Origin of the sequence: Pseudomonas tolaasii NCPPB 2192 (genome assembly GCF_002813445.1) — a bacterium.
GTDB classification, from domain to species: domain Bacteria; phylum Pseudomonadota; class Gammaproteobacteria; order Pseudomonadales; family Pseudomonadaceae; genus Aquipseudomonas; species Aquipseudomonas tolaasii.
The window spans coordinates 4,064,417-4,084,452 of record NZ_PHHD01000001.1 but is presented as its reverse complement, the minus strand read 5'-3'; the positions used below and the strand labels follow the sequence as shown (position 1 = coordinate 4,084,452).

22 protein-coding genes are annotated in these 20,036 nt (G+C 63.3%); 4 read left to right on the top strand and 18 right to left on the bottom strand.

The window, feature by feature from the left end:
- Nucleotides 1-4: 4 nt before the first annotated feature.
- The 10 genes from sctR to ATI14_RS18955 form a co-directional block, all read right to left on the bottom strand.
- Nucleotides 5-661 (bottom strand): type III secretion system export apparatus subunit SctR, encoded by a 657-nt coding sequence (gene sctR, locus ATI14_RS19000; protein ID WP_016969170.1) that lies wholly within the window; start codon nucleotides 659-661, stop codon nucleotides 5-7.
- Complete coding sequence (sctQ, locus tag ATI14_RS18995; protein WP_016969169.1) at nucleotides 658-1,665, bottom strand: type III secretion system cytoplasmic ring protein SctQ; 1,008 nt, start codon at nucleotides 1,663-1,665, stop codon at nucleotides 658-660. Before sctQ ends, sctR begins: the two co-directional genes overlap by 4 nt.
- Nucleotides 1,662-2,108: a hypothetical protein gene (locus ATI14_RS18990; RefSeq protein ID WP_016969168.1), complete on the bottom strand. Its 447-nt coding sequence runs from the start codon at nucleotides 2,106-2,108 to the stop codon at nucleotides 1,662-1,664. Before ATI14_RS18990 ends, sctQ begins: the two co-directional genes overlap by 4 nt.
- A gap of 171 nt (nucleotides 2,109-2,279) precedes the next feature.
- Nucleotides 2,280-3,602 (bottom strand): FliI/YscN family ATPase, encoded by a 1,323-nt coding sequence (locus ATI14_RS18985; RefSeq protein ID WP_016969167.1) that lies wholly within the window; start codon nucleotides 3,600-3,602, stop codon nucleotides 2,280-2,282.
- Nucleotides 3,599-4,183, bottom strand: coding sequence for a type III secretion system stator protein SctL (gene sctL, locus ATI14_RS18980; RefSeq protein ID WP_016969166.1), 585 nt, complete (start codon nucleotides 4,181-4,183; stop codon nucleotides 3,599-3,601). The genes ATI14_RS18985 and sctL overlap by 4 nt, the downstream gene beginning before the upstream one ends.
- A complete protein-coding gene (locus ATI14_RS18975; protein WP_016969165.1) occupies nucleotides 4,180-4,794 on the bottom strand; it encodes a hypothetical protein in 615 nt (204 codons plus the stop codon). The genes sctL and ATI14_RS18975 overlap by 4 nt, the downstream gene beginning before the upstream one ends.
- Entirely contained in the window at nucleotides 4,791-5,573 is a 783-nt protein-coding gene (sctJ, locus tag ATI14_RS18970) for a type III secretion system inner membrane ring lipoprotein SctJ (protein WP_016969164.1), read from the bottom strand. Before sctJ ends, ATI14_RS18975 begins: the two co-directional genes overlap by 4 nt.
- A 4-nt stretch (nucleotides 5,574-5,577) precedes the next feature.
- Complete coding sequence (locus ATI14_RS18965) at nucleotides 5,578-6,012, bottom strand: hypothetical protein (RefSeq protein WP_016969163.1); 435 nt, start codon at nucleotides 6,010-6,012, stop codon at nucleotides 5,578-5,580.
- Between the two features lie 9 nt (nucleotides 6,013-6,021).
- Nucleotides 6,022-6,264 carry a hypothetical protein gene (locus ATI14_RS18960; RefSeq protein ID WP_016969162.1) on the bottom strand — a complete coding sequence of 81 codons (243 nt, stop codon included), beginning with the start codon at nucleotides 6,262-6,264 and terminating at the stop codon, nucleotides 6,022-6,024.
- Nucleotides 6,265-6,276: 12 nt separating this feature from the next.
- Complete coding sequence (locus tag ATI14_RS18955; protein WP_016969161.1) at nucleotides 6,277-6,840, bottom strand: hypothetical protein; 564 nt, start codon at nucleotides 6,838-6,840, stop codon at nucleotides 6,277-6,279.
- Nucleotides 6,841-6,888: 48 nt separating this feature from the next.
- Here ATI14_RS18955 and ATI14_RS18950 point away from each other — a divergent pair, with 48 nt between their 5' ends.
- The gene (locus ATI14_RS18950; protein WP_016969160.1) at nucleotides 6,889-7,653 is read left to right on the top strand and encodes a tetratricopeptide repeat protein; all 765 of its coding nucleotides are present in this window, start codon (nucleotides 6,889-6,891) and stop codon (nucleotides 7,651-7,653) included.
- A gap of 476 nt (nucleotides 7,654-8,129) precedes the next feature.
- Here ATI14_RS18950 and ATI14_RS18940 read toward each other — a convergent pair whose 3' ends face one another.
- The 7 genes from ATI14_RS18940 to ATI14_RS31430 all read right to left on the bottom strand — a co-directional run bounded on the left by ATI14_RS18940 (nucleotide 8,130) and on the right by ATI14_RS31430 (nucleotide 13,846).
- Complete coding sequence (locus ATI14_RS18940; RefSeq protein ID WP_016969012.1) at nucleotides 8,130-8,510, bottom strand: hypothetical protein; 381 nt, start codon at nucleotides 8,508-8,510, stop codon at nucleotides 8,130-8,132.
- Between the two features lie 14 nt (nucleotides 8,511-8,524).
- Nucleotides 8,525-9,805 carry a type II and III secretion system protein family protein gene (locus tag ATI14_RS18935; protein ID WP_017255809.1) on the bottom strand — a complete coding sequence of 427 codons (1,281 nt, stop codon included), beginning with the start codon at nucleotides 9,803-9,805 and terminating at the stop codon, nucleotides 8,525-8,527.
- A complete protein-coding gene (gene sctV, locus ATI14_RS18930) occupies nucleotides 9,802-11,940 on the bottom strand; it encodes a type III secretion system export apparatus subunit SctV (RefSeq protein WP_016969014.1) in 2,139 nt (712 codons plus the stop codon). Before sctV ends, ATI14_RS18935 begins: the two co-directional genes overlap by 4 nt.
- Complete coding sequence (locus ATI14_RS18925; protein ID WP_016969015.1) at nucleotides 11,937-12,272, bottom strand: tetratricopeptide repeat protein; 336 nt, start codon at nucleotides 12,270-12,272, stop codon at nucleotides 11,937-11,939. Before ATI14_RS18925 ends, sctV begins: the two co-directional genes overlap by 4 nt.
- A complete protein-coding gene (locus tag ATI14_RS18920; RefSeq protein WP_016969016.1) occupies nucleotides 12,272-12,628 on the bottom strand; it encodes a hypothetical protein in 357 nt (118 codons plus the stop codon). Before ATI14_RS18920 ends, ATI14_RS18925 begins: the two co-directional genes overlap by 1 nt.
- A 27-nt stretch (nucleotides 12,629-12,655) precedes the next feature.
- Nucleotides 12,656-13,543: a SctD/MshK family protein gene (locus ATI14_RS18915; RefSeq protein ID WP_016969017.1), complete on the bottom strand. Its 888-nt coding sequence runs from the start codon at nucleotides 13,541-13,543 to the stop codon at nucleotides 12,656-12,658.
- Nucleotides 13,544-13,684: 141 nt separating this feature from the next.
- Nucleotides 13,685-13,846 (bottom strand): hypothetical protein, encoded by a 162-nt coding sequence (locus ATI14_RS31430; protein ID WP_016969018.1) that lies wholly within the window; start codon nucleotides 13,844-13,846, stop codon nucleotides 13,685-13,687.
- Nucleotides 13,847-14,442: 596 nt separating this feature from the next.
- On the opposite strand from ATI14_RS31430, the gene ATI14_RS18910 reads away from it, so the two are divergent.
- The 3 genes from ATI14_RS18910 (at nucleotide 14,443) to sodC (ending at nucleotide 18,844) form a co-directional block, all read left to right on the top strand.
- Nucleotides 14,443-17,658: a type III effector HrpK domain-containing protein gene (locus tag ATI14_RS18910; protein ID WP_080519987.1), complete on the top strand. Its 3,216-nt coding sequence runs from the start codon at nucleotides 14,443-14,445 to the stop codon at nucleotides 17,656-17,658.
- 71 nt (nucleotides 17,659-17,729) lie between these two features.
- Nucleotides 17,730-18,206: a winged helix-turn-helix domain-containing protein gene (locus ATI14_RS18905; protein ID WP_016969021.1), complete on the top strand. Its 477-nt coding sequence runs from the start codon at nucleotides 17,730-17,732 to the stop codon at nucleotides 18,204-18,206.
- Between the two features lie 116 nt (nucleotides 18,207-18,322).
- Nucleotides 18,323-18,844 carry a superoxide dismutase family protein gene (gene sodC, locus ATI14_RS18900; RefSeq protein WP_016969022.1) on the top strand — a complete coding sequence of 174 codons (522 nt, stop codon included), beginning with the start codon at nucleotides 18,323-18,325 and terminating at the stop codon, nucleotides 18,842-18,844.
- A 227-nt stretch (nucleotides 18,845-19,071) separates the two neighbouring features.
- Here sodC and ATI14_RS18895 read toward each other — a convergent pair whose 3' ends face one another.
- Nucleotides 19,072-19,947: a Dyp-type peroxidase gene (locus ATI14_RS18895; RefSeq protein ID WP_016969023.1), complete on the bottom strand. Its 876-nt coding sequence runs from the start codon at nucleotides 19,945-19,947 to the stop codon at nucleotides 19,072-19,074.
- Nucleotides 19,948-20,036 lie beyond the last annotated feature (89 nt).

The following is a 20,036-nucleotide window of genomic DNA, read 5'->3' as shown; positions in this document are numbered from 1 at the left end:
GGGCTCAGCCGCCGTAACTCAATATCAAACCGTGCATCAAGCGCGACCAGCCACTTAACGACACGAACAAGAAGATTTTCAGCGGGATGGAAATCAGGTTCGGCGAGACCATCGACATGCCCATCGCCATCAACACGTTGGACACCAGCAAATCCACCACAAGGAACGGGATGTAGAGCAAAAAGCCAATCTCGAACGCGCGCGTCAGTTCCGAGCTGACAAACGCTGGAATCAGCACCACCAGGTCGTCGTCACGCAGGTCGGCACGGGCTTCCGGCGACCAGATGGTCTCGGTGGCCTGCACAAAAAAACCGCGCTCGGACTCGTTGGCAAAGCGTTTCAAGTGCGCCTGCAACGGCGGGCGCAGGGCGTCGCCAAGGTCCTTGAGTTGCTCCACATGCTCGATATTGAGGTCGCGGCCCTCCACTTGCCGGTACATGTCGCCAATCAACGGTGTGGTCACGTACACCGACAGAATCAGGGCGATGCCATACAGCACCAGGTTCGGCGGGGTCTGTTGCACCCCGAGGGCGTTGCGGATCAGGAACAGCACCACCGAAATTTTCATGAAACCGGTGAGCGTCACTACCGCCAACGGGATCAGCCCGATCGTCGCGACGACCAGGATGATCTCGATCAGGTTCGGCTGATAACCGGTCATGGGGTGGCAAAACTCAGCAGGCGTACGCCCAGGCCATCACCGATTTTCACCAGTTGGCCCTGGCCGACGCGGCGCCCGTTGACCATCAGGTCCACGTTGTCCACGCCAGGCGAATTGAGCTGCAACAGGCTGCCCGCGCCCAGCTCGCGCAATTGCGCGAGGGTCAGTTCCAGGCTGCCCACCTGGCACACCAGTTTCAGCGGCAAGTCATCCAGGGCCGCAGCCGCATCAACATCAGTCATTGTGTTCTCCATGTCCAAAAGGGGCGCTTTCAATTCTTCCTGCACACGCAGCGAGTCACCCTGGTGTTGGCAGCGGGCCTGCAAACGGCCATCCAGATCGAGCAGCAAACCCGAGCCCTGCTCCAGCATCAGCACATCGCCGGGGCGCAGGCTGCGTAACTCACCGAGGGTCAGCCACTGCCGCCCGGCCACCACTGCCAGGGTCTGGCGCAGGGCTGGCAACGGGTCGGGTTCAAGTTCGGCGTACTGGGTCAGCAACTGCGCCACCAGCACGGCGGCGCCTTCGCTCAGGTCCAACTGCGCATTCATGGCGGGGCCATTGCCGAAGCTCAATTCCAGGGCCAGGTGCACGGCAAACGGCCGCTGCTCCAGACCTTCAGTGGCTTCAAGCAATTGCACGGGGTGGCCCAACAACGGCTCCAGCGTCTCGATCAGGTCGAGCACCGCCAGTTCCAGCAACAACGAACGCGGCAACGACGGCAGTTGCTGCACATCAAATTGCAAAGCCAGTGGCACCATCACCTGCTCAAGGGCGCCCGCCGACAACCGCAGGCGCACCGGGGCGCGACCAAGCAACAGCAGCACATCGCGCGGCGCACCGAGGGGCTGCAATTCGGTGGCCCAGCTGACGCGCACGTCTTGCCCGGCACAACGGCCCTGCCAGGCACGGCGGCGACGGTGCAATTGGTTATGCAGCGCCAGCAATGCCGGGTCGTAATGGGTCAACCACGGCGACAATGGGTCGGCAAGGGCTGCGATCATGTGCCGACGCCTTCGTCACGCAGCTCGCCGATGCGGCGCTCATCGCTCTCGCGGCCTTCCACCAGGCTTTGCCAGGCATCGGACTGGCGCTGACGGCTCAAGCGCTCCTGGCGAAACAGGTCGCGCTCGCGCTCCTGGCTTTCCAGGGTGATGGACACGTGCGTCACGTCGTTTTCCAGTTGCTGCTGGTCGTCCGACAGCCCGCGCAAGCGGTCCTGGGCGGCCTGCCAACTCGCCACCGACAACCCCTCGGTGAGCGAGGCATACACCTGCCGCGCCTCCTCGGCGATGGCTTCGCGGTGCAGGCGCAGTTGTTCCTTGGCGTCGTTCAGCACGCCGTGGGTTTGCTCACAACGCTGCTGCTGGGCCGCCAGCTGGCTGGCGGCACGTTGCTCGCGCAGCACCCGCAGGGTTTGCAGGGTGCGCAGTTCATTGGTTTTCATCAGCTTTGCTCCTTTGTCATGCCAGCACAACAATCTGTAAATCCATGGAAATCAACGGTGGGCGCTGGCTTGCCTGCGATGGCAGTGGTTCAGCCAGCCCTTGTGTCACTGATACACCGCGATCGCAGGCAAGCCAGCTCCCACAGGGGTTCGGGGTACATTCCTGCAATCTCATGCCAACACCTGGCGCATACGGATCAGCGTCTGTTCCAGGCTGCTGGGTTCGCCGGCGTTCTGGCGCAAAAAGGCTTCAATGGCCGCGTGCCGGGCAATGGCTTCGTCAGCCAACGGGTCGCTGCCGGCGGAGTATTCCCCCACGCGGATCAGCATTTCGATTTCGCCATAGCGCGCCATCAGCTCACGAATGCGCATGGCCAGACGCTTGTGTTCTTCCCCGGCGACCTGCTCCATCAAACGGCTGCGGCTGCGCAGCACATCCACCGCCGGGAAGTAGTTGCGCTGGGCCAGTTCGGCGCTGAGCGCTATGTGCCCGTCGAGGATCGAACGCGCCTCTTCGGCCACCGGGTCACTGGCGGCGTCGCCTTCGGTCAACACGGTGTACAGCGCGGTGATGCTGCCGCTGGGACCAGGGCCGGCGCGTTCCAGCAGGCGTGGCAACGCCGAAAAGAACGACGGCGGATAACCCCGGCGGGTCGGCGGCTCGCCCACGGCCAGGCCGATTTCACGTTGGGCGCGGGCAAAGCGGGTCAGGCTGTCCATCAGCAGCAGCACATTGCGCCCCTGATCACGGTGGTATTCGGCAAGGGTGGTGGCGACAAACGCCGCACGCACCCGCTCGGCCGCCGGGCGATCCGAGGTGGCCACCACCGCCACGGTGCGCGCGCGGGCCTTGGCGTCGAGCTGCACGTCGAGCAATTCACGCACTTCCCTGCCCCGCTCACCGATCAGGCCGATCACGATCACGTCGGCTTCGCTGTTGCGGATAATGCTCGCGAGCAACGAGGATTTGCCCACGCCAGGCTCACCAAAAATGCCCATGCGCTGGCCCTGGGCCAACGTCAGCAAACCGTCGATGGAGCGAATGCCCAGCGCCATCGAGCGCACGATCAACTGCCGCGAAAAGGGCGCAGGCGGTTCGGCGTGCAGCGGGTAGCGCTGCAGGGCCACGGTCGGCGGAACACCGTCGCCATCGAGAAATTCACCCATGGGGCTGATCACGCGCCCCAATTGCGCATCGCCCACCGCCACCCCGAGGGTTTCGCCGGTGGCGGTGATTTGCGTGCGCGTCGACAGGCCTTCCATGGAGCCGATCGGCGACAGAATCGCCTCGTCGCCATCAAAGCCGATCACCTCGGCACTGAGGCTGCGACCACTGCCCGGGTCGCGCAACTGGCACAGTTCACCGATGCTGGCGCCGGCCACACTGGCACGCAGCAACACACCGCGAATGCTCAGCACGGTGCCGTGCATGGGCCGCAGTCGCGCCTGGGCCAGGCGCTCGTTCAGGCGCGGCAGCAACTGCTCCAGGTTCATGCCACACCTTCTTCGGCAAACGGCAACAGGCTGCGACGCAGGGTTTGCAATTGCGCTTCAAGGCCCAGTTCCACAGAACCGGCCGGGCTGTTGAGACGTGCCTGGCCGGCGCTCAGTTGCTCGTCGCCATCCACGGCAATGGCCAGGTTTTCCACTTTGAGGCGCTGACGCAACGCGTCCACTTCGGCGGGCGGCACCCACAGGGTCAGGGCCTGGTCCTGACGAAACGCGCTCAACGCCTGGCGCGTGCAGCGCACCACGCGGTCGGCGTTATCCAGCTCACCCAATACTTCGCGCACGATGCCCAGCGCCAGGTCAGCCAGCGCGGCCTCCAGGCTGCTCAAGTAGTGCTGCACCTGGGACTGGGTGTGCACCAGCAATTGCGCGACCTGCTCGGCGCCCTCTTGGCGCGCGCTTTCAAACCCTTCGGCGCGGGCGGCGTCCAGCCACTGGTCGCTGTCGGCCTTGACCTGTTCGGCGCGGTCTTTGGCGGCTTGCAAAAAAGCAAAGCCTTCGGTCCAGAGTTCGGCTTCTTCGGCACGCAGGATGCGCGCGGTGGGGCGGCTCGGTAATTCACTCATGCGTCAGCATCCTCGGCCGCCAGGCACGCCGCGGCGGCCTGAACAATTTCCAGGTCGCGCGGCAACCGCGCGCTGTGACCCTGGGGAAAGGCGAAGCGCAAGCGCAGCCAGCCCTGAAAATCAGCGTGTTGCGCGTGCAGCCAGGCGGCGACACAGCCCTGGCCGTCACGGTCGATGGCGTCGATCAACTCGGCCGGGTCGCGCAGCAAATCAGCTGCGCCGCCCAGGTGTCGCAGGGCCAGGGCCTGGCTGAACACGTCAGCGCCCAGGCCGGCGCGCAGCTCGTTGACCACGTCACGGCGAATCTCGCGGCTCAGGGTCGAGGCGTGCCAGATCGCGCCGCACAACCTGGGCAGGCGGGCAAATTGCGCGTCCGACAACAGCAGCACCGGCAAGTCGGCAGCCAATGGCGACACCAACTGTTCCAGCGGCGTCAGTTGGTAGTGGCTGACCAGCAATTGCTCCAGGCGCTGGCGAAACCGCGGTTGGGCCTGCAGGGTATGCAGCACTTCGTCCGGCAGCTCATGGGTAAAACAGGCACCCAGGCTCGGCCCGCGCACAAATTGCAGCGGCTCGGCGATCAGCCCTTGCCAGCGTTCGAACAAACTCATTCACCCTCCTTGAGTACATACAGGGCCTGGGACTGGCGACGCACCCAGTGCTGGCGGGCCAACACACCGAGCGAACCGAGGGCGACCAGCAGCAACGTACCGAACATGAAACGCGCCTGAGGCAGGTTGTCTTCGAGCATCCACAGGCCCATGAAACGGGCCAGGCGCGGTTGCGCCGGGTTCTGGCTGATGGCCACGGCAGCCTTGATCGCCGTGACGGACACGCCGTCGTAGCTCAGGCCGGAGATGCCGTTGGCCACCAGGGTCTTGATCTGCGGGATCAGCGTGTTGATGTCGGTGCCCGGGTCGTAACGCACCAGTACCGAGGCCGAAGACGGCGAAATCACCCGCTTGAGCAAGTCGTTGTCCGGCAGCACCACATGCACGCGCGCGGCCACGATGCCGTCGATCTGCGACACCGAGTGCGACAGTTCTTCGCTCAGCGCATAAATCATCTGCGCCCTCTCCTGCACCGGCGACGACACCAGGCCATTGCCCTTGAACACCTCGCCCATATTGGAAAAGCTCTGTTGCGGCAGGCCGGCGTTGTCGAGCAGGGTCATGGCTTCGGCGAAGCGCTCTTCGTCGACCACCACCTTGAGCTGGCCGTTGTCCTGGGTCTTGCGCTCCGCCGGGATGCCACCGCGCAGCAGCACCGCGACCATGGCGTTGGCATCGCGCTCGCTGAGGTTGGTATAGAGGTCGGTGTTGCACGCCTGCAGCAGGCTGGCGAGCAGGCCGATCAGCAACAGGCGCAGGGCTCGGTTTGGGCTTGGCATGGCGTTATTGACCCTTGAGCAGCGTGTTGGCGGAACCGGAAATCTGCGTCGCACCGCGCACCACCATCTGGGTTTCGATGGAGTAGTCGAACATCTTGCCCAGGGAGTGGACGATCTGGTCGACCTGTTGCTCGCCGACTTTCTTGCCCGGCTCGCCTTGAGGCGAGGCACTGGCCGTGCGGATTTCCGCCGAGGCCGGTGGTGGCGCCGACGGATTATTGGTGAGCACGTCGGCACGTTCGGAAAACGCCCGAGTGCGGTCGATAAAACTGTTCATGCGCTCCATCAAGCCCGAGCCGATCTGGTGCGGGCTCGCGCCTTCGGGCATGCCCTTGGCGGTATTGGCCATGTGCTCGAACAGATTCTGCGAGGCCCCGGCGGGCCCCGCGCCAGCGGACGGCGGCAAAGCCGAAGCGCCGGCGGCGAGACTGATAGTCATATGAGGTTCCTACTCGTCGTCGTCATCGGACATGGCATCGTTCAGCAGTTCCTGCATCTTCGGCATGATGATGAACTGACCACCGATGGTGACGGCCTGGGTGATCAACGCATCGTTGAACTTGGCATCGTCTGCATCCGAGGTGTCTGCCGGTTGGTCGGCGGCTTTGGCTTTATCCACCGCGGCATTGAACTTGGCTTCAGGGCTGGCGCCACCAGGGGCGAGATTGCTGTCTACGGCCGTTACGGACATGGTGCTGCTCCTTTACTGGTTTGGGGTTTCAGTGCTGACTTGCGCGCCGCGGAACACCCGCACACCCTGCCCGCGCGCCACCGGGGCGGCCACACGAACGGGTTGCAGGTGATCGACGTGCTGTTGCACCAACGCCAGGTACGGCGGTGGTCCGGACACGAATACTTCATCGCCCTCGGGGCCATTGCGCATGGACAGTTGCTGGCCGAACACATCGAGGTTGTTCAGGTAGGCCTGCAACTGGTCCAGGTTCAGGGCGCTGGCCTTGAACAGCTTGGTGGTGATTTCATCGCTGGCGTTGAGGTACAAAAGGTTGCCGTCGAAGTACCAGGTCAGGCCGTTGGTGCTGCACAGGGTTTGCAGAAACTCACCGGCGGTGGCCGCACGAATGGTGCTGCGCGCCTTGCCGCGCACCTTGTCCGAGAGCACCAGCGGCACGTCGAGGTTGTGGCCGAATTCTTCCAGGGCGCTGCGTACATCCTGGTCCACCAGCACGTAGGCGTAGGGTTTGGAGAACCACGCCGGCTCTTCGGCGGCACGGGCAAAACCGGTACTGAACAGGCATAGGAGCGCCATGAAAAATATGCTTACATGGCCTGCGCCTTCGCCCGATGAGTTGTGACGATGACCAAGATTTTCCTGCTTGCCAGTACCCTGCTTCTCGCCGCCTGCTCCAGCAAACCTGCGACCGATTCCGACAAGTCCCTCCAACTGGCGGGCGACCTGAGCAAGCGCGGCGACTACGCCAGCGCCGCTGCCCTGTACGAGCGTGCGACCCAGCAGCCGGGGGCCGGCATTGAGCTGTGGCTCAAACTCGGCCAGGCCAAGCTCGACGCCAGGGACGCGCTCGGCGCCGAACGTGCCTTCCAGCAAGCCCTGGGGTTTGACGCGCGCAACGCCGACTCCTTGCTCGGCCTCGGCACTGCGCAGCTGCAACTGGGCAAGACCCAACGCGCCGTCACAGCCCTGAGCCAGGCCGCCGAGCTCAACCACCTGCCGCTCGCCTACACCCGCCTGGGCGTCGCGCAAATCCTCAACGGCCAGGCCGCAGCCGCGCAAACCACCTTCGCCAAGAGCCTGAGCCTCAAGCCCGACGACCTCGACAGCCGCTGCAACCTGGCCCTGGCCTACGCCCTTGGCGGGCAGTCGCAACAGGCGCTGGACACCATCGCCCCCGTCACCCAATCGCCCCGCGCACTGCCACGGCACCAGCGTAACGAGCTGTTGGTGATGGTGCTGGCCGGCTACGAGCAACGGGTTGCCGGCCTGCCGCTGGACGACATCCCCGCTGCCGAGCGTGAGCGGTTGGTGACGGAAGCCAAGCGCATCAAGGCGATCAGCGACCCGGTGGCGCAAGCCAGGGAATTGGGGTTGGTTGACCCGCGTTGAAAAACCAATCTCCCGCTTGTGATCTGGCTTTTGATCTGCTTTGGATCTCAATCGCCCCATAAAACCACGCTGGCCGAACGCAGGCTTGAATCCGTGGGTAACCCGGCAGGACGCCGGGTTAGCCGCGCTGGGCCAGGGATGGCCCATCGCGGCGACCCACGGATTTAAGCCTGCGTTCGGGCACACCGAGCCTAGGCGAGGTGCCGAGTGGTGGGGCGAAGGCCTTTTGGTTACTTTTGGGCCTTTCCAAAAGTGACCCGCTGTAAGAGCGGAACCATAGGTAGCCGTTGCCGAAGCAATGGATATGTACTCCGACCCAAAAGATCCAGCGCCTGACCCATAGCTTTCGCGAGCAAGTCGAATCGTCGCACCGCCGCTCCCACATTTGGGTTGAGGGGTGTCAGGGAGATGTGGGTTGGTTGGGAGGGCGCTATCGCAGGCAAGCCAGCTCCCACAGTGGATCGGCGTACGAGAGGTCATTGCCCGCCCCCCGCCGCTTCAGCCTTGGCCTCTTGCTGGTCCTTGCGCCGCTGCAACTGCTCCCGATCAAACCCTTCGATATACACCTGCGCGGCCCGGCCCACCGGTGCGGCCATGGCTGGCCCGGTGGCGCGGCCCTGGTTCAGGTCCTGTTTGCGCTCCACCATCTGCATCAAATTCAGATTGTTCGCACAGCCCAGCGGCAAGGTCGGTTTGAAATCTTCATTCAGGCCGATCGTGTCGGTCGCAGGCGGTTGCTGACACTGGGTCGGCAAACCGTCGGCGCGGTATTCAGGTGAGTAATACACCGGCGCCAGGTGGGTCTGGCAGCCCATCAGCGCCAGGGGCAACAGCATCAATACACGCAAAGCAGTCATCGCAGGCCCCCTCATCAATTCATGTAGAAACCGAACGCCCCGCCGCTGCGCGGTCCGGTGGCCGCTGCGGTAGCCGGTTGTGCGTCCAGGGGCGTGGCGAGGGTGCGACCGCGCACCGGCTCCACGAGGTAAGGCGTAATCAGGATCACCAATTCGGTTTCATTGCGCTGGAAACGCTTGGAGCGAAACAGGTTGCCGAGGATCGGCAGGTCACCCAGCAATGGCAGTTTCTCGATGTCCTGGCTGCTTTCGCGCTGGAACAGGCCAGCGATGGCGAACGTCTGCCCGCTGCCGACTTCCACTCGCGTATCGGCGCGGCGCACGCTGAAGGACGGCACATGGAAGTTGCCGAAATCCACGGTGCCACCGCTGACCACGCTGCTGACTTCCGGGCGCACTTGCAGGGCGATGCGGCCATTGGGCAGCAGCGTCGGGTTGAACAGCAGCGACACACCGAACGACTTGTATTCAATGCCCACCAGGTCGCGGTTGACCGGCACCGGAATCGCCACTTCGCCACCGGCGAGGAAGCTGGCGGTCTGGCCGGTCATGGCGGTGATATTCGGTTCGGCGAGAATCTGCAGCACGCCGTTGGCTTGCAGTGCGTCGAGCATGCCGTCGATATTCACGTTGCCCGAGCCGGTGCCCGCCGTGGCCAGGCCACCGGCAGTGGCCGCCGCCAGCGGGCCGCCGGTAATCAGGCCAAAGGAGAAGGTGCCGTTGTTAAACATCGCGTTCCAGTTCACGCCGTAATGCAACAGCTCGGAACGCGACACTTCGGCAAAACGCACGCGCAGGTTCACCTGGGCGGAACCGTTGTATTCGGTGGTGTTGATCGCGCTTTGAAAGCCCTGCCCCTGGGGGTTGAGCAGTGCATTGAGGTCGGTTGCCTCAGCCACCGAACCAACGGTGCCCTTGGCGATCAGGCGGTTGCCGGCGCCGGTGATTTGCGCGCGGTTGCCAGGGTGCAATTCCTGCATCGGCGCGGTGACACCCTGGGTGCCGCTGCTGACCGACAAGGTCAGGCTCGCCAGTTGTTTGCCGTTTTCACCCAGGGCGATCAGGCTGGTAGTGCCCGGTGCCTTGCCGAAGATGTACAGCGTGCCCGGCGACACCACTTGCAGGTCGGCCACGTTGGGCTCGGCCACCAGCACCGACTCCACCGGCGCAACAAAATGCAGAATGCGCCCTTCACCCGACGCCAGATTGATCGAACCACCGGCACCGGCAGCAATGTCCTGAGCCTGGCACACACACGAAAACACACTGAGCAACAGCACACAAAAACGCATCATGAGGCAGACGCCAGGGGGGTGACGGAAGCCGCAGCAGGCGCGCGGCGGTTGGAGATGTCGGTGAGGCTGATGGTCACCAGCGCTTGCAGGTTGTACTCGGTGGCCAACTCGCGGAACGACAGCACCGCCAGTTCCAGCTCGCCGCGCAGCACCAGGCGGCGCAGGCTGCGGCGCAATTCCGGGTGCACCAGCAACACGGCGCTGTTGACTTCACGGGTGTTCTCGCAAGCCTGGCGCAACTGAGTCAGCAGAGCCCGGCTGACCTCTTCGGGGATCAATTCACGCTGGGGTTCCTGGCGACGCAGCGAGGCACGCAACTGGTCTTCCAGGCCCGGCGCCAACACCAGCGCACCAATCACGCGGTTGCGGTCGGCGTACTGATGGCTGATCTGCCGCGCCAGGGCCGCACGCAAGTGTTCGGCCAAACGCCCGGCGTCGGTCTCGCGGGCGCCCCACTCCACCATGGCCTCGAGCAACGCACGCTGGTTGCGGATCGACACGCCCTCGCCGACCAACAGGCGCAGGGTTTCGGCAACACGCTGCAAGGGCACCAGGCGCAAGGCCTCCTTGACCAGTTCGCCATAGGTGGCCTCGGTACGTTCCAGCAGCAACCGGGTTTCCTGAATGCCGAGGAAGTCGGCGGCATAACGGCGCAGGCTGCGTTCCAGCACGCCGCGCAAGACTTCATCCGGCAACAGGAAACCGATACCGGCGTTGCGCAGCGATTCTTCGTGCTGGCGTTCGATCCAGTGGGCGTTGCGACCGTTGAGCGGCGAGTCGGCCTGCAGGGTGGCAATATCGAGCAACTGCACATGCACCGGATCGTCCTGCAGCAGCAGACAGTTGACCGGCATTTCGCCTTCGCTCACCGGCACGCCTTCGAGCGACACGCGGAAACCGCCCGGCGGCGCCTTGGGCTCCATGTAAATGCCCGGCACCGGCACATCCACGCCCAGTTCGGTGCGGATGTCGTGACACAAGGCTTCGATACGCTGACGCAGCAACTGGCGCGGCGCACTCTGGGACAGGCCATTGCCGATGGTCAGCAGCACGCGCGTGTCGGGCAGCAGGTTGTCGTCCAGTTCGGCCTGCACTTCCACCACCGGCTCCGGCGCCTCGGCCAGCACTTCCAGTTCGCCCTGGGGCTGGCGGGTGTGGCGGCGGTACATCATGAACGCGGCACTACTGAAAACCGCGGACAAGCCGAGGAACACCCAGGTCGGAAAGCCTGGCAGCACGCTCACGCCGATCATGATCAACGCGGTCAGGCCAAGGGCGCGGTAACTGGCGCCGAGTTGCTTGATGATTTCACTGCCCAGGTCGCCGGCTTCGCCATCGCTGTTCACACGGGTGACCACGGTACCCGCCGCCACCGAAATCAGCAGCGCCGGGATCTGTGCGATCAGGCCGTCACCCACAGTCAGCAGCGAATAGGTGTGCACCGCCACGCCGAACGGCATGTCGCGCTCGACCATGCCGATCAGCATGCCGCCGAGCAGGTTGACCGCCAGAATCACCAGACCGGCGATGGCGTCACCTTTGACAAACTTCATCGCACCGTCCATGGCACCGAACATCTGGCTTTCACGCTCCAGACGCGAGCGACGGCGACGGGCTTCGGCCTGGTCGATATCGCCATTGCGCAAGTCGTTGTCGATGCTCATCTGTTTGCCGGGCATGGCATCCAGGGTGAAACGCGCCGCCACTTCGGCCACGCGCTCGGCACCCTTGGTGATCACCACGAACTGCGCCACGGTGATGATCAAAAACACCACCATGCCCACCACCACCTGGCCGGCGATCACGAAGTCGCCGAACGCCTTGACGATATGGCCGGCGTCGCCGTGCAGCAGGATCAAACGGGTGGTGGTGATCGACAGGGACAAACGAAACAGCGTGCTGAGCAGGATCAGCGGCGGCAGCGCGGAGAACTCCACGGAATGGCCGATGTAGAACGCGACGATCAGGATCAGGATGCTCAAGGCGATGTTAAGGCCGATCAGCGCGTCCACCAGGTAGGTAGGCAGCGGGATGATCATCATCACAATCGCCATCAACATGAACGCGACGATGATCACGTCGGTGCGTTGCGCGGCCATGCGCGCGAGGTTGTTCAAGCGATTGACAGCACTCATGCGCCAGCCCTGCGTGCGGCCAGGTAACGTTTGAAGCACTGGCGCGCTTCGTCTTTGCGCTCGCCGTACCACAGCGCGCGGGCACGCAGCAGCAACAGGCTGGCGGATTCGCCTTCCTGCGCCACCAGGCGGTCCAGCGCGCCGAGGGCGCGCGTGGCATCGCCGCTGTCGGTGAAGGCCAGCACCAGCGAGCGCAGCAGCACGCCGTCGTGGGGCGCAACGCTGACGGCGATCAACAACATCACCAGCGCGCGCTGGGACTGGCCATTGCGCCGGTACAGCTCGCCGATGCCCTTGAGCAGTTGCACGGCGTCGTCGTTATCGCGGGCCATCAGGCATGTACCTCCGAGCGTTGCTGTTCGAGGTTGCGGCGCACTTCGATCTCTTCGCTGATCAGGTCGTGGGCCAGTTCCTTGATTTCCGGCTCGGCGTCGAGGCCGGGCAGGATGTGTTCCATCACGTGTTCCAGCAGCTCCAGGGAACGGGCGCTACCGAACAACAGCGAGTCGACGCCGGCAGCGCTGGTGAGTTCTTCCAGGTCACTGCGCAGCGAGCGGCGGGTCTGGGTCTTGCGGGTTTTCAGGACCGCTTCGAAGGCGGTCGCCTGGCGCGAGTTGACCGGGCGAATGGCTTCGACCGGCGCGCTGCGCACATCACTGGGAATTAACGGGCGGGGTTCGACTTTCATCCCAGGGCCTTAGCTAAAAAAGCGTGGTCATAACGTGAAGGTAAAGCGCTCCTCGCCTCGGGCGAGAACCACCTGGTTATTCTCGATGCGCTCCAGCACCCAGTTGTCCGCCAGCGCCGCGCCGGGGTACAGGCGCTTGCCGCTGTCGTTGATCACATAAGGATTGGTGCCGAACCAGACCGCCTGGAAGCGCACCCGCGGCCGTGCCGCATCCGCGCGCACCGCCACTTTCGGGTTGAGCACGATCTGCTGCCCGTAACGCTGGTCGAAGGCCTGTTGCAGCGCCACCCACTGCGGTTTTTGCGATTGCTCGAAGGTGCCGGTCGCACTGAGCTGGCCATTTAGGTTGCTGACTTTGATGTCATCCAGACGGGCCGCCTGCAACTGTTGCTCGAACCAGGCCTTGGCCTGTTCGCGGGAAGGTTTTTTAACGGCGGGCACTTCAGCCACGCTGGCCGCCGAAGCCAGCGGCGTCTCACCGCGAAAGGCCAACGCGCCCGCGCACAGGAACAACAAGGCTCCCGCCACGATCCAGGGCGTCAATTTGCGCGGTGCGGCGACGGGTTTTTCTGCGCCTTCAGGCAGCGCCAGGCTTACGCCCGCCGTGCCGATACGCAGCTGCAAAGGCAAGCGCGCGCGATGCCCGCTGCCCTGGGGGATGCGCACATTGGCGCTGAGCAGTACGTCACCGCCCAACGCTTCGACCGCCACCTGGCCACCTTCAAAAAAACGCAGGCGCAGGTGCAGGCCGGCAATGCCGGGATCGCTGAGTACCAGGTCGGCAGCGAGGTCCGCGCCGATGGTGTAGACGGGCTGGTCGAGCACCAGGGAACTGCCCTGGTGCAAACCGCCGGTCACAGTCAGGGTCGGTGCGCCAATACCGGCGACCGGGCCCAAGGAAATCAAGGCTGTCATGTTCGGGTTTGCCCCCTTGAGAATCACAGGCCGCATGCACGCCTGCGTGGATCAACAACGGTGCAACGTTTTTCAAACAGTGGTGTTTCAAGCGACAAGCGATGGGTAAACGGGCAGCGCCGGCGCCGCCCGTTTGGCAAATCAGTTCTGCGGACGCTGTTTGGTGGCGTCGAGCTCAGCTTTTTTCGCGGTGCTGATTTCGGTGATCTTGGCCGACTTCTCGATAGCCATGTTGAAGGTCGCTTCCATCTTCGCGATAGCGTCGTCGGCGCCGCCTGCTTTTACTGGTGGGACATCAGCCATGTTCATCTCCTTGCATCGATAGGGAAGTTATTCAGTTGCGCAACAGCAAGCTGAAAGTATGCAAACCGGTGAATGCCCAAAACGTCAGACAGTGAGCTTTCGAACCGCCGTTGGTTTGCATGGGTTCCATACTACTCACGATCAAAACGCCTTCGCTGTGAAAGCTTGTGAAACGTTTCAGACGAGAGGTGTGAAAGGTTTGGCTCAACCTGGCGTTGAAAAAATCTCATCTCTTTGCGGGCGTTGAACTTTTTTCAAAAAACAAGGACACGCTGAACGCCACGATTTACGAGGCTTTCGCGTCGGTGCCGGCTGCAGCACTGAACAATGCAGGCGGATTTTGACGGGCATCGAGGCCTCACTTCACAGGTTTTTTCGTATCGACTTCACATTTTTCGCTAATAGCCCTTTGCCCAACTTTTCAGATATTTCAATTTGTAACAAAAGCGACTTAATCATCGCGTTTCATACCTCGGCGCGAGCGGCCTTACTGCCGGTAACCAACTAATTTCGCACGCCCGATTAGTACAGTTGCACTAATAGCCGAAAGCCTTAGTGCAGGGGCTTTCATATATAAAACAACTTCCAGGTGATCCATGACTGCGATTCCGAGTGGCCTTGATCCGGCCGAGAGCAAGGGCACGGACGGCCCCCAGAAGAAATTCGAAACCGCGTTGTTCACTGCCGTCAACCAGCCTGCCTTCGACCCCTCCAAGCTGCGCGGCCCCTCGATTCCCCTGCCCTATCAAAACGTCCAGGCCCCGGTGAACAACACCATCATCTACACGCCGCTGGGCAGTGACAAGCCGGTAACGCTCAAGCAGATCGATAACCCGAGGCTCTTCGAAACCCTGGTGGATCAATACAACGCCCAACAAACCGACGCCGGTTTTGAAAAAAACCTGGCCGACAGCAAAGCCGCCGGTTACACCGAAGCCGACGCCAGCACCGTGGCGCCGGGCCTGGGTAACTACAAGGCGATCGGCAGCCCGACCGAACTGGGTCCCGGGTTGATTCGCTACGAGACCACTTCCGGCGACAAAATCGTGGTCAGCCAGAAAGACACCCCACAACTGTTCGATCAGGTCAGCGGCGACTTCACCAAACTGGGCGCCATCGACACCAGTTTGTCCGAAGGCTACCGCCTCGCGGGCCCGAACGAGACCATGGACCCGACCGTCGCCGTCGGCCCGCCCGAAGAGGTCGGCCCAGGGCTGATCCGCTACACCACAGGTGCCGGCGACAAGGTGATCGTGTCCCAGGACATCACCCCGGCCCTGTACGACCAAATGGCCAAACTCTACGCCGGCACCACCGGCGCGGCGGGTACCTCGGACACCTCGTGGATCGATAACTCGTCCTTTGGCGTGTCCGGCGCCAAGGATTGGGACACCATCACCGGCAACACCAGCGGCACGCCGACCAAAGAAGAACTCGACCTGAACCGCCCGCGCGCCGCCGCGCAATTGCTCTCGCAGAACTGGGATGCGTGGGGCCTGCATGGCGCGCCCATCGACTTCGCCAACCCGCCGACCACCCTGCCGCCCGAAGCCCAGGCGGTGCTCAAGTACGTGGCGAGCAGCCCGAACCTGATGGCCGCGCTGGACAGCGGTGGTCGCGGCAAGGCCGATAACGTGATCACCCATTCCGACGTCGACCACTTGATCGGCAACATGAACAGCGATGTCGGCGCGGCGTGCAAATCCTTCGGCAGCTTCATGGGCAGCAACCCCGGCGACCTGGCCAAGGCCAACGCCAAGTCCGCCGCGATCCTGATGGCCAACGAAAGCCTGGTCGCCAGCTCGGGCACCGTCATGCGCCCCGGTGACAACCAGCGCAGCAACGACGGCATGATCCGCCCCGACAACCTGCAAGCCCTGGGCAGTGATTCGGCCCTGAGCAGCGAGCTGACCGGCGCTGCCGCCATGTGGTCGCGCCCCGGTATGTTCCACGCCCTGGAAACCGGCGGCGACAACCCGGCCACCGGCAAATCGGACAACATCGGCACCCGCGACAACATCGGCAACTGGCTGGAAAAACAGGCGCCGAAAACCGACAGCGACACTCTGACCTTCCTCGACGGCGCGGCCACCCGCGATGCCGTGGCCGGTGTGGACACCTCCAAGCTCACCGCCGATGTGCTGGCCAACCCGCAGAACTACACCGGCGAGCAGAAAGCCGCCGTGCTGGTGCAACTGACCGACGCACAGACGCGCGTGCTGGTCAGTGACTATGTGGGCAACGAAGGCTTGATGGACAAGTACACCTCGCCCAACTGGGGCCTGAACCCCAATGAGGACAAGATCAAGGCGCAGCTGCAAAGCGGCATCGAGACCCTGTCGGCCGACCCGGACGTGCAAGGTTTTCTGGCGAACAACCGTGGCCCCGCGTTGAGCGATATCGTCGGCAGCGACCCGACCCTGAAGGTCGCGATGCAGAACTATTTCGCCGACAGCATCGAGTCCGGCAAGAACCTCAATGACAACCTCAATGCCAAGGACCAGAACGGCAAACAGATCGACATGGGCATGGGCCTGCAGAACGCCGCCAACGACGCTGGCATCGCCAACCTGGCGCTGGGCGGCAACGGCAATGTGGACCTGAGCAAAATCGCCGCCAATAGCGGGCAGAGCGACGCGATCCTGAGCTACTACAAAAACGAACTGGTCACCGGCAAAGCCTTCACCGACGCCGTGGCCGGTGGCATGGACCCGACTGTGGCGGCCAGCAGTTTCGCGGCAAGTACCGCATCGACCCAGGCCTTCCTGGGCGACAAGGCCACGGCGGATGACGCGGCGACCCTGCAGGTCAACTTCAACGAAAACCTCGGCGACGCACTGCTCGGCGGCGCCACCAATGACACCCTCAATGTCACCCTCGGCGATGGCAACGGCAACTTCGACGAAGCCAAAGTCACGGCAGCGATCAACGACGCCCAGCAGAAAGACCCGGAGATGTTCACCACCGCCGACGGCGGCAAGATCGACCCGGCGCAAGTGGTGTCGATGCTGCGCTCGGTGTGGGACATCGGCCGCCAGGGCGACAAGATCGCCGACGCGCTGCCCAAGGCCATCGAAGGCATGAAGTTCGGCGACGTCAGCCCGGCCTTCAAACAGGGCCTGCTGCACATCGGTAGCGCGGTGTTGATGAGCGGCGTGCTGATGGCGCGCTCGGCCAGCGGCAGCACCACGCCGGTGGCGGATGCCAACCGAGTGTCGGCCGGCCTGCAATTTGCCGGGCTGCTGCTCGAAGGCGGCACCAAATACGCCAAGGAGGCCGGTTACGGCATCACCTGGGTCAACCGCCCGGACGGCGGCGGCATTGGTGATTTCCCCGGCAAGGTGCCGGTAGGCAAAGGCCCGTTGTCGCCGCAGCAGATTGCCAACATCGGCACAGCGGGCAAGGTCATCGGTTCGGCCGGCGGCATTATCGGCGGCGTGATCGGCATCATCGGTGGCGTGGACTCGCTGAAAAAAGGTGACTACCTCACCGGCAGTTTCTCGGTCGCCACCGGCGTTCTCGGCACCGGTGCAGCCGTGGCCAGCCTGGTGGAAGCCGGTGCCGGCCTGTACGGGGCCACGGAAGTCGGCGCAGTGGCCGGCACCATTGGCGGCATTCTTGGCGGTGCAGCGGCGATTCTCGGCGGCATCGGCAGTGCGTTCCTGCCATTCGCTCTGGCGGACGCCCATGGCAAGGCGCAAGACGCGTTTTACGGACAACTGGCCCCGGTGCTGCAGCAATACGGTTTGACCGGTGGCCCGACCATGGACGGCGATTACCCGGCAGACCCGATCCCCGCGATCAACACCTGACCCTCCCTGGCAGCCCGGCGCGATAGGGAGCCACGCCGGGCTGTGTTTTCAACGCATAAAGGTTTAATGACATGACGTACTCGACTCGCAGCCACCTTACCGATGACGCTTCCTTTGAGATCCACTTCGGCCCGTTCAAACTGCTGCCCAAACGTCATCTGCTGCTCAAACACGGGCAACCCGTGGCCGTGGGCAATCGCGCCCTGACCCTGTTGGTCGCCCTGGCCTCGCGGCCTGGCGAGCTTATAGAGAAAACCGAATTGCTCGACATCGCCTGGCCACGGCTGGTGGTGGAAGAATGCAACCTGCGCACGCAGATCAAGACCCTGCGCCGCGCCCTGGGCGACGACGATTCGTCCTATATCGCCACGGCGGCGGGCCAGGGCTACCGGTTTGTCGCGCCTACCTGGTTCGAACAGGCACCCGCGCCGATTGTGAAGGAGCCCGTGGTGCTGGGCGTGTACGGTTGCCGCCACTGCCGGGGGGCGGCGTCAATGCCGTTTTTTGCGCCCATGCAGCCCCTGCGGATCGATATGCAAAACAGCTGATACGCGAGGGTTATTCCGTTGGAAAAATATGTTTTTTCCAACGGAATGATCGGCGCGGCCCAATCGTTGTAGTTCCTGAGACTGCCCAACACTCATAACTATCAGGAACTCTTTTTATGAATCGCTCCGTTCTGCTCGGCCTGCTCAGTCTTCTTGCGGTCGGCACCGCACACGCGGCTTCGCTGCAAGTACCGGTCAGCCTGGTGAGCGCCGATGGCGCGCCGCAGCCGGTGGGCCGCGTGACCATCAGCGAATCAGCCTACGGCCTGATCTTCACCCCTGACCTCAAATCCCTTCCTGCCGGTGTGCACGGCTTTCATATCCATGAAAACGGCAGCTGTGAAGCGGGCGTAAAAGACGGTGTGAAAGTCGCGGCCCTCGCCGCCGGCGGCCACTTCGACCCGGAAAAAACCGGCAAGCATCTGGGCCCTTACGCCAACGGCCACCTGGGCGACCTGCCCGCGCTGTACGTAAGCATGGACGGCACCTCCACCAACCCGGTGCTGGCACCGCGCCTGAAAACCCTCGACCAGATCAAAGGCCGCGCGCTGATGATTCACGCCGGTGGCGACAACCACTCCGACATGCCCAAACCCCTGGGTGGCGGGGGTGAGCGGTTGGTGTGCGGGGTGATCTGACAACCACACCGATCAACTGTGGGAGCTGGCTTGCCTGCGATGGCGGTGTGTCAGTTTGCCTGTCTATTGCGGGTAGACCGCTATCGCTGGCAAGCCGCCTCCCACACTTGACCGGGTACACCCGTGGAATCTCGGCAGGCAGTGCAAAAAAGGTGCACAGCGCACGGGCGAACCTGGCCTGCGCCTGACCTAAAACCTGTGTGAGCTGGCTTGCCAGCTCACACCTTTTATATCTGCGGTGTAATGGCGAGCGCACTCAAATCCAGATGCCCATCCTTCACCGGCGGGCACCAGTAGTAGCCGCCGGTCAACGGTGTGCTGATACGGTACAAACCATCGACAATCCCATCTTCCAGCCCGCTCATACGCCGCAGTTGCGCTTCGAACGCATCGAACGAGTGGCCAAACGCAAGGAACATCAACCCCGCCTGGCCGTTTTCGGCCCACGGCATCGAGCGGCGTACCACAAACGCCTCGGGCGTGAAGCTCTCTTGGGCAGTGCGTTTGGTGTGGGCCGATTCGGGGGCGTCGTCCAGTTCTTCGTTGTCGCCATGACGACGGCCGATGATGTGATCGCGCTCCTGGGCAGGCAATGCGGCGAAGCCGTCAAGGTCGTGCTGCCATTGCTGGATGGCGGCAAAGCTGGCGCCGCTGTCGGTCAACGCGGCTTCCACGGCGGCGTCGTCGTGGGGGTTTTCGGTGCCGTCTTCATAGTCGGTAAGGTCGAAACCGGTCTTGTAGCGGAAACCTTCGGTCATCTGCACCAGGCGAAACGCCGGGGCCAGGGCCTTTTCAAATGCGCGGCTGCGCAATAGCAGCTCACCGCGATCCACCCCGTGCAACCACACCCACAGCGCCTGTTGGGTGGACGGGTTGTGCGCGCCCGGCCCGCTGACGGCAGGGAATGTGCGCAGCCCGGCTACCTGAGCACCCAACGCGTTGACCAGCGGTTCACCGAAACCGACCACTGCAGCCGAGTCCGCCAACGTCACCAGTGCGTCCAGCACGGCGGGCACGGCAGCCTGGTCTTCCACGGCAAAAAACAGGTGGCGTGCCTGCAACGGCACCGGTGCGGCAAGAATGCCCGGCTGGTACTGACTCATGTGAACTCCTTCTGAAAAGCCGCGCAGTTTACCCGCAGGCGTACAAGAAAGCGCGCAAGCCTTGCCATAGAGCCTGTTGTTGGGTGACT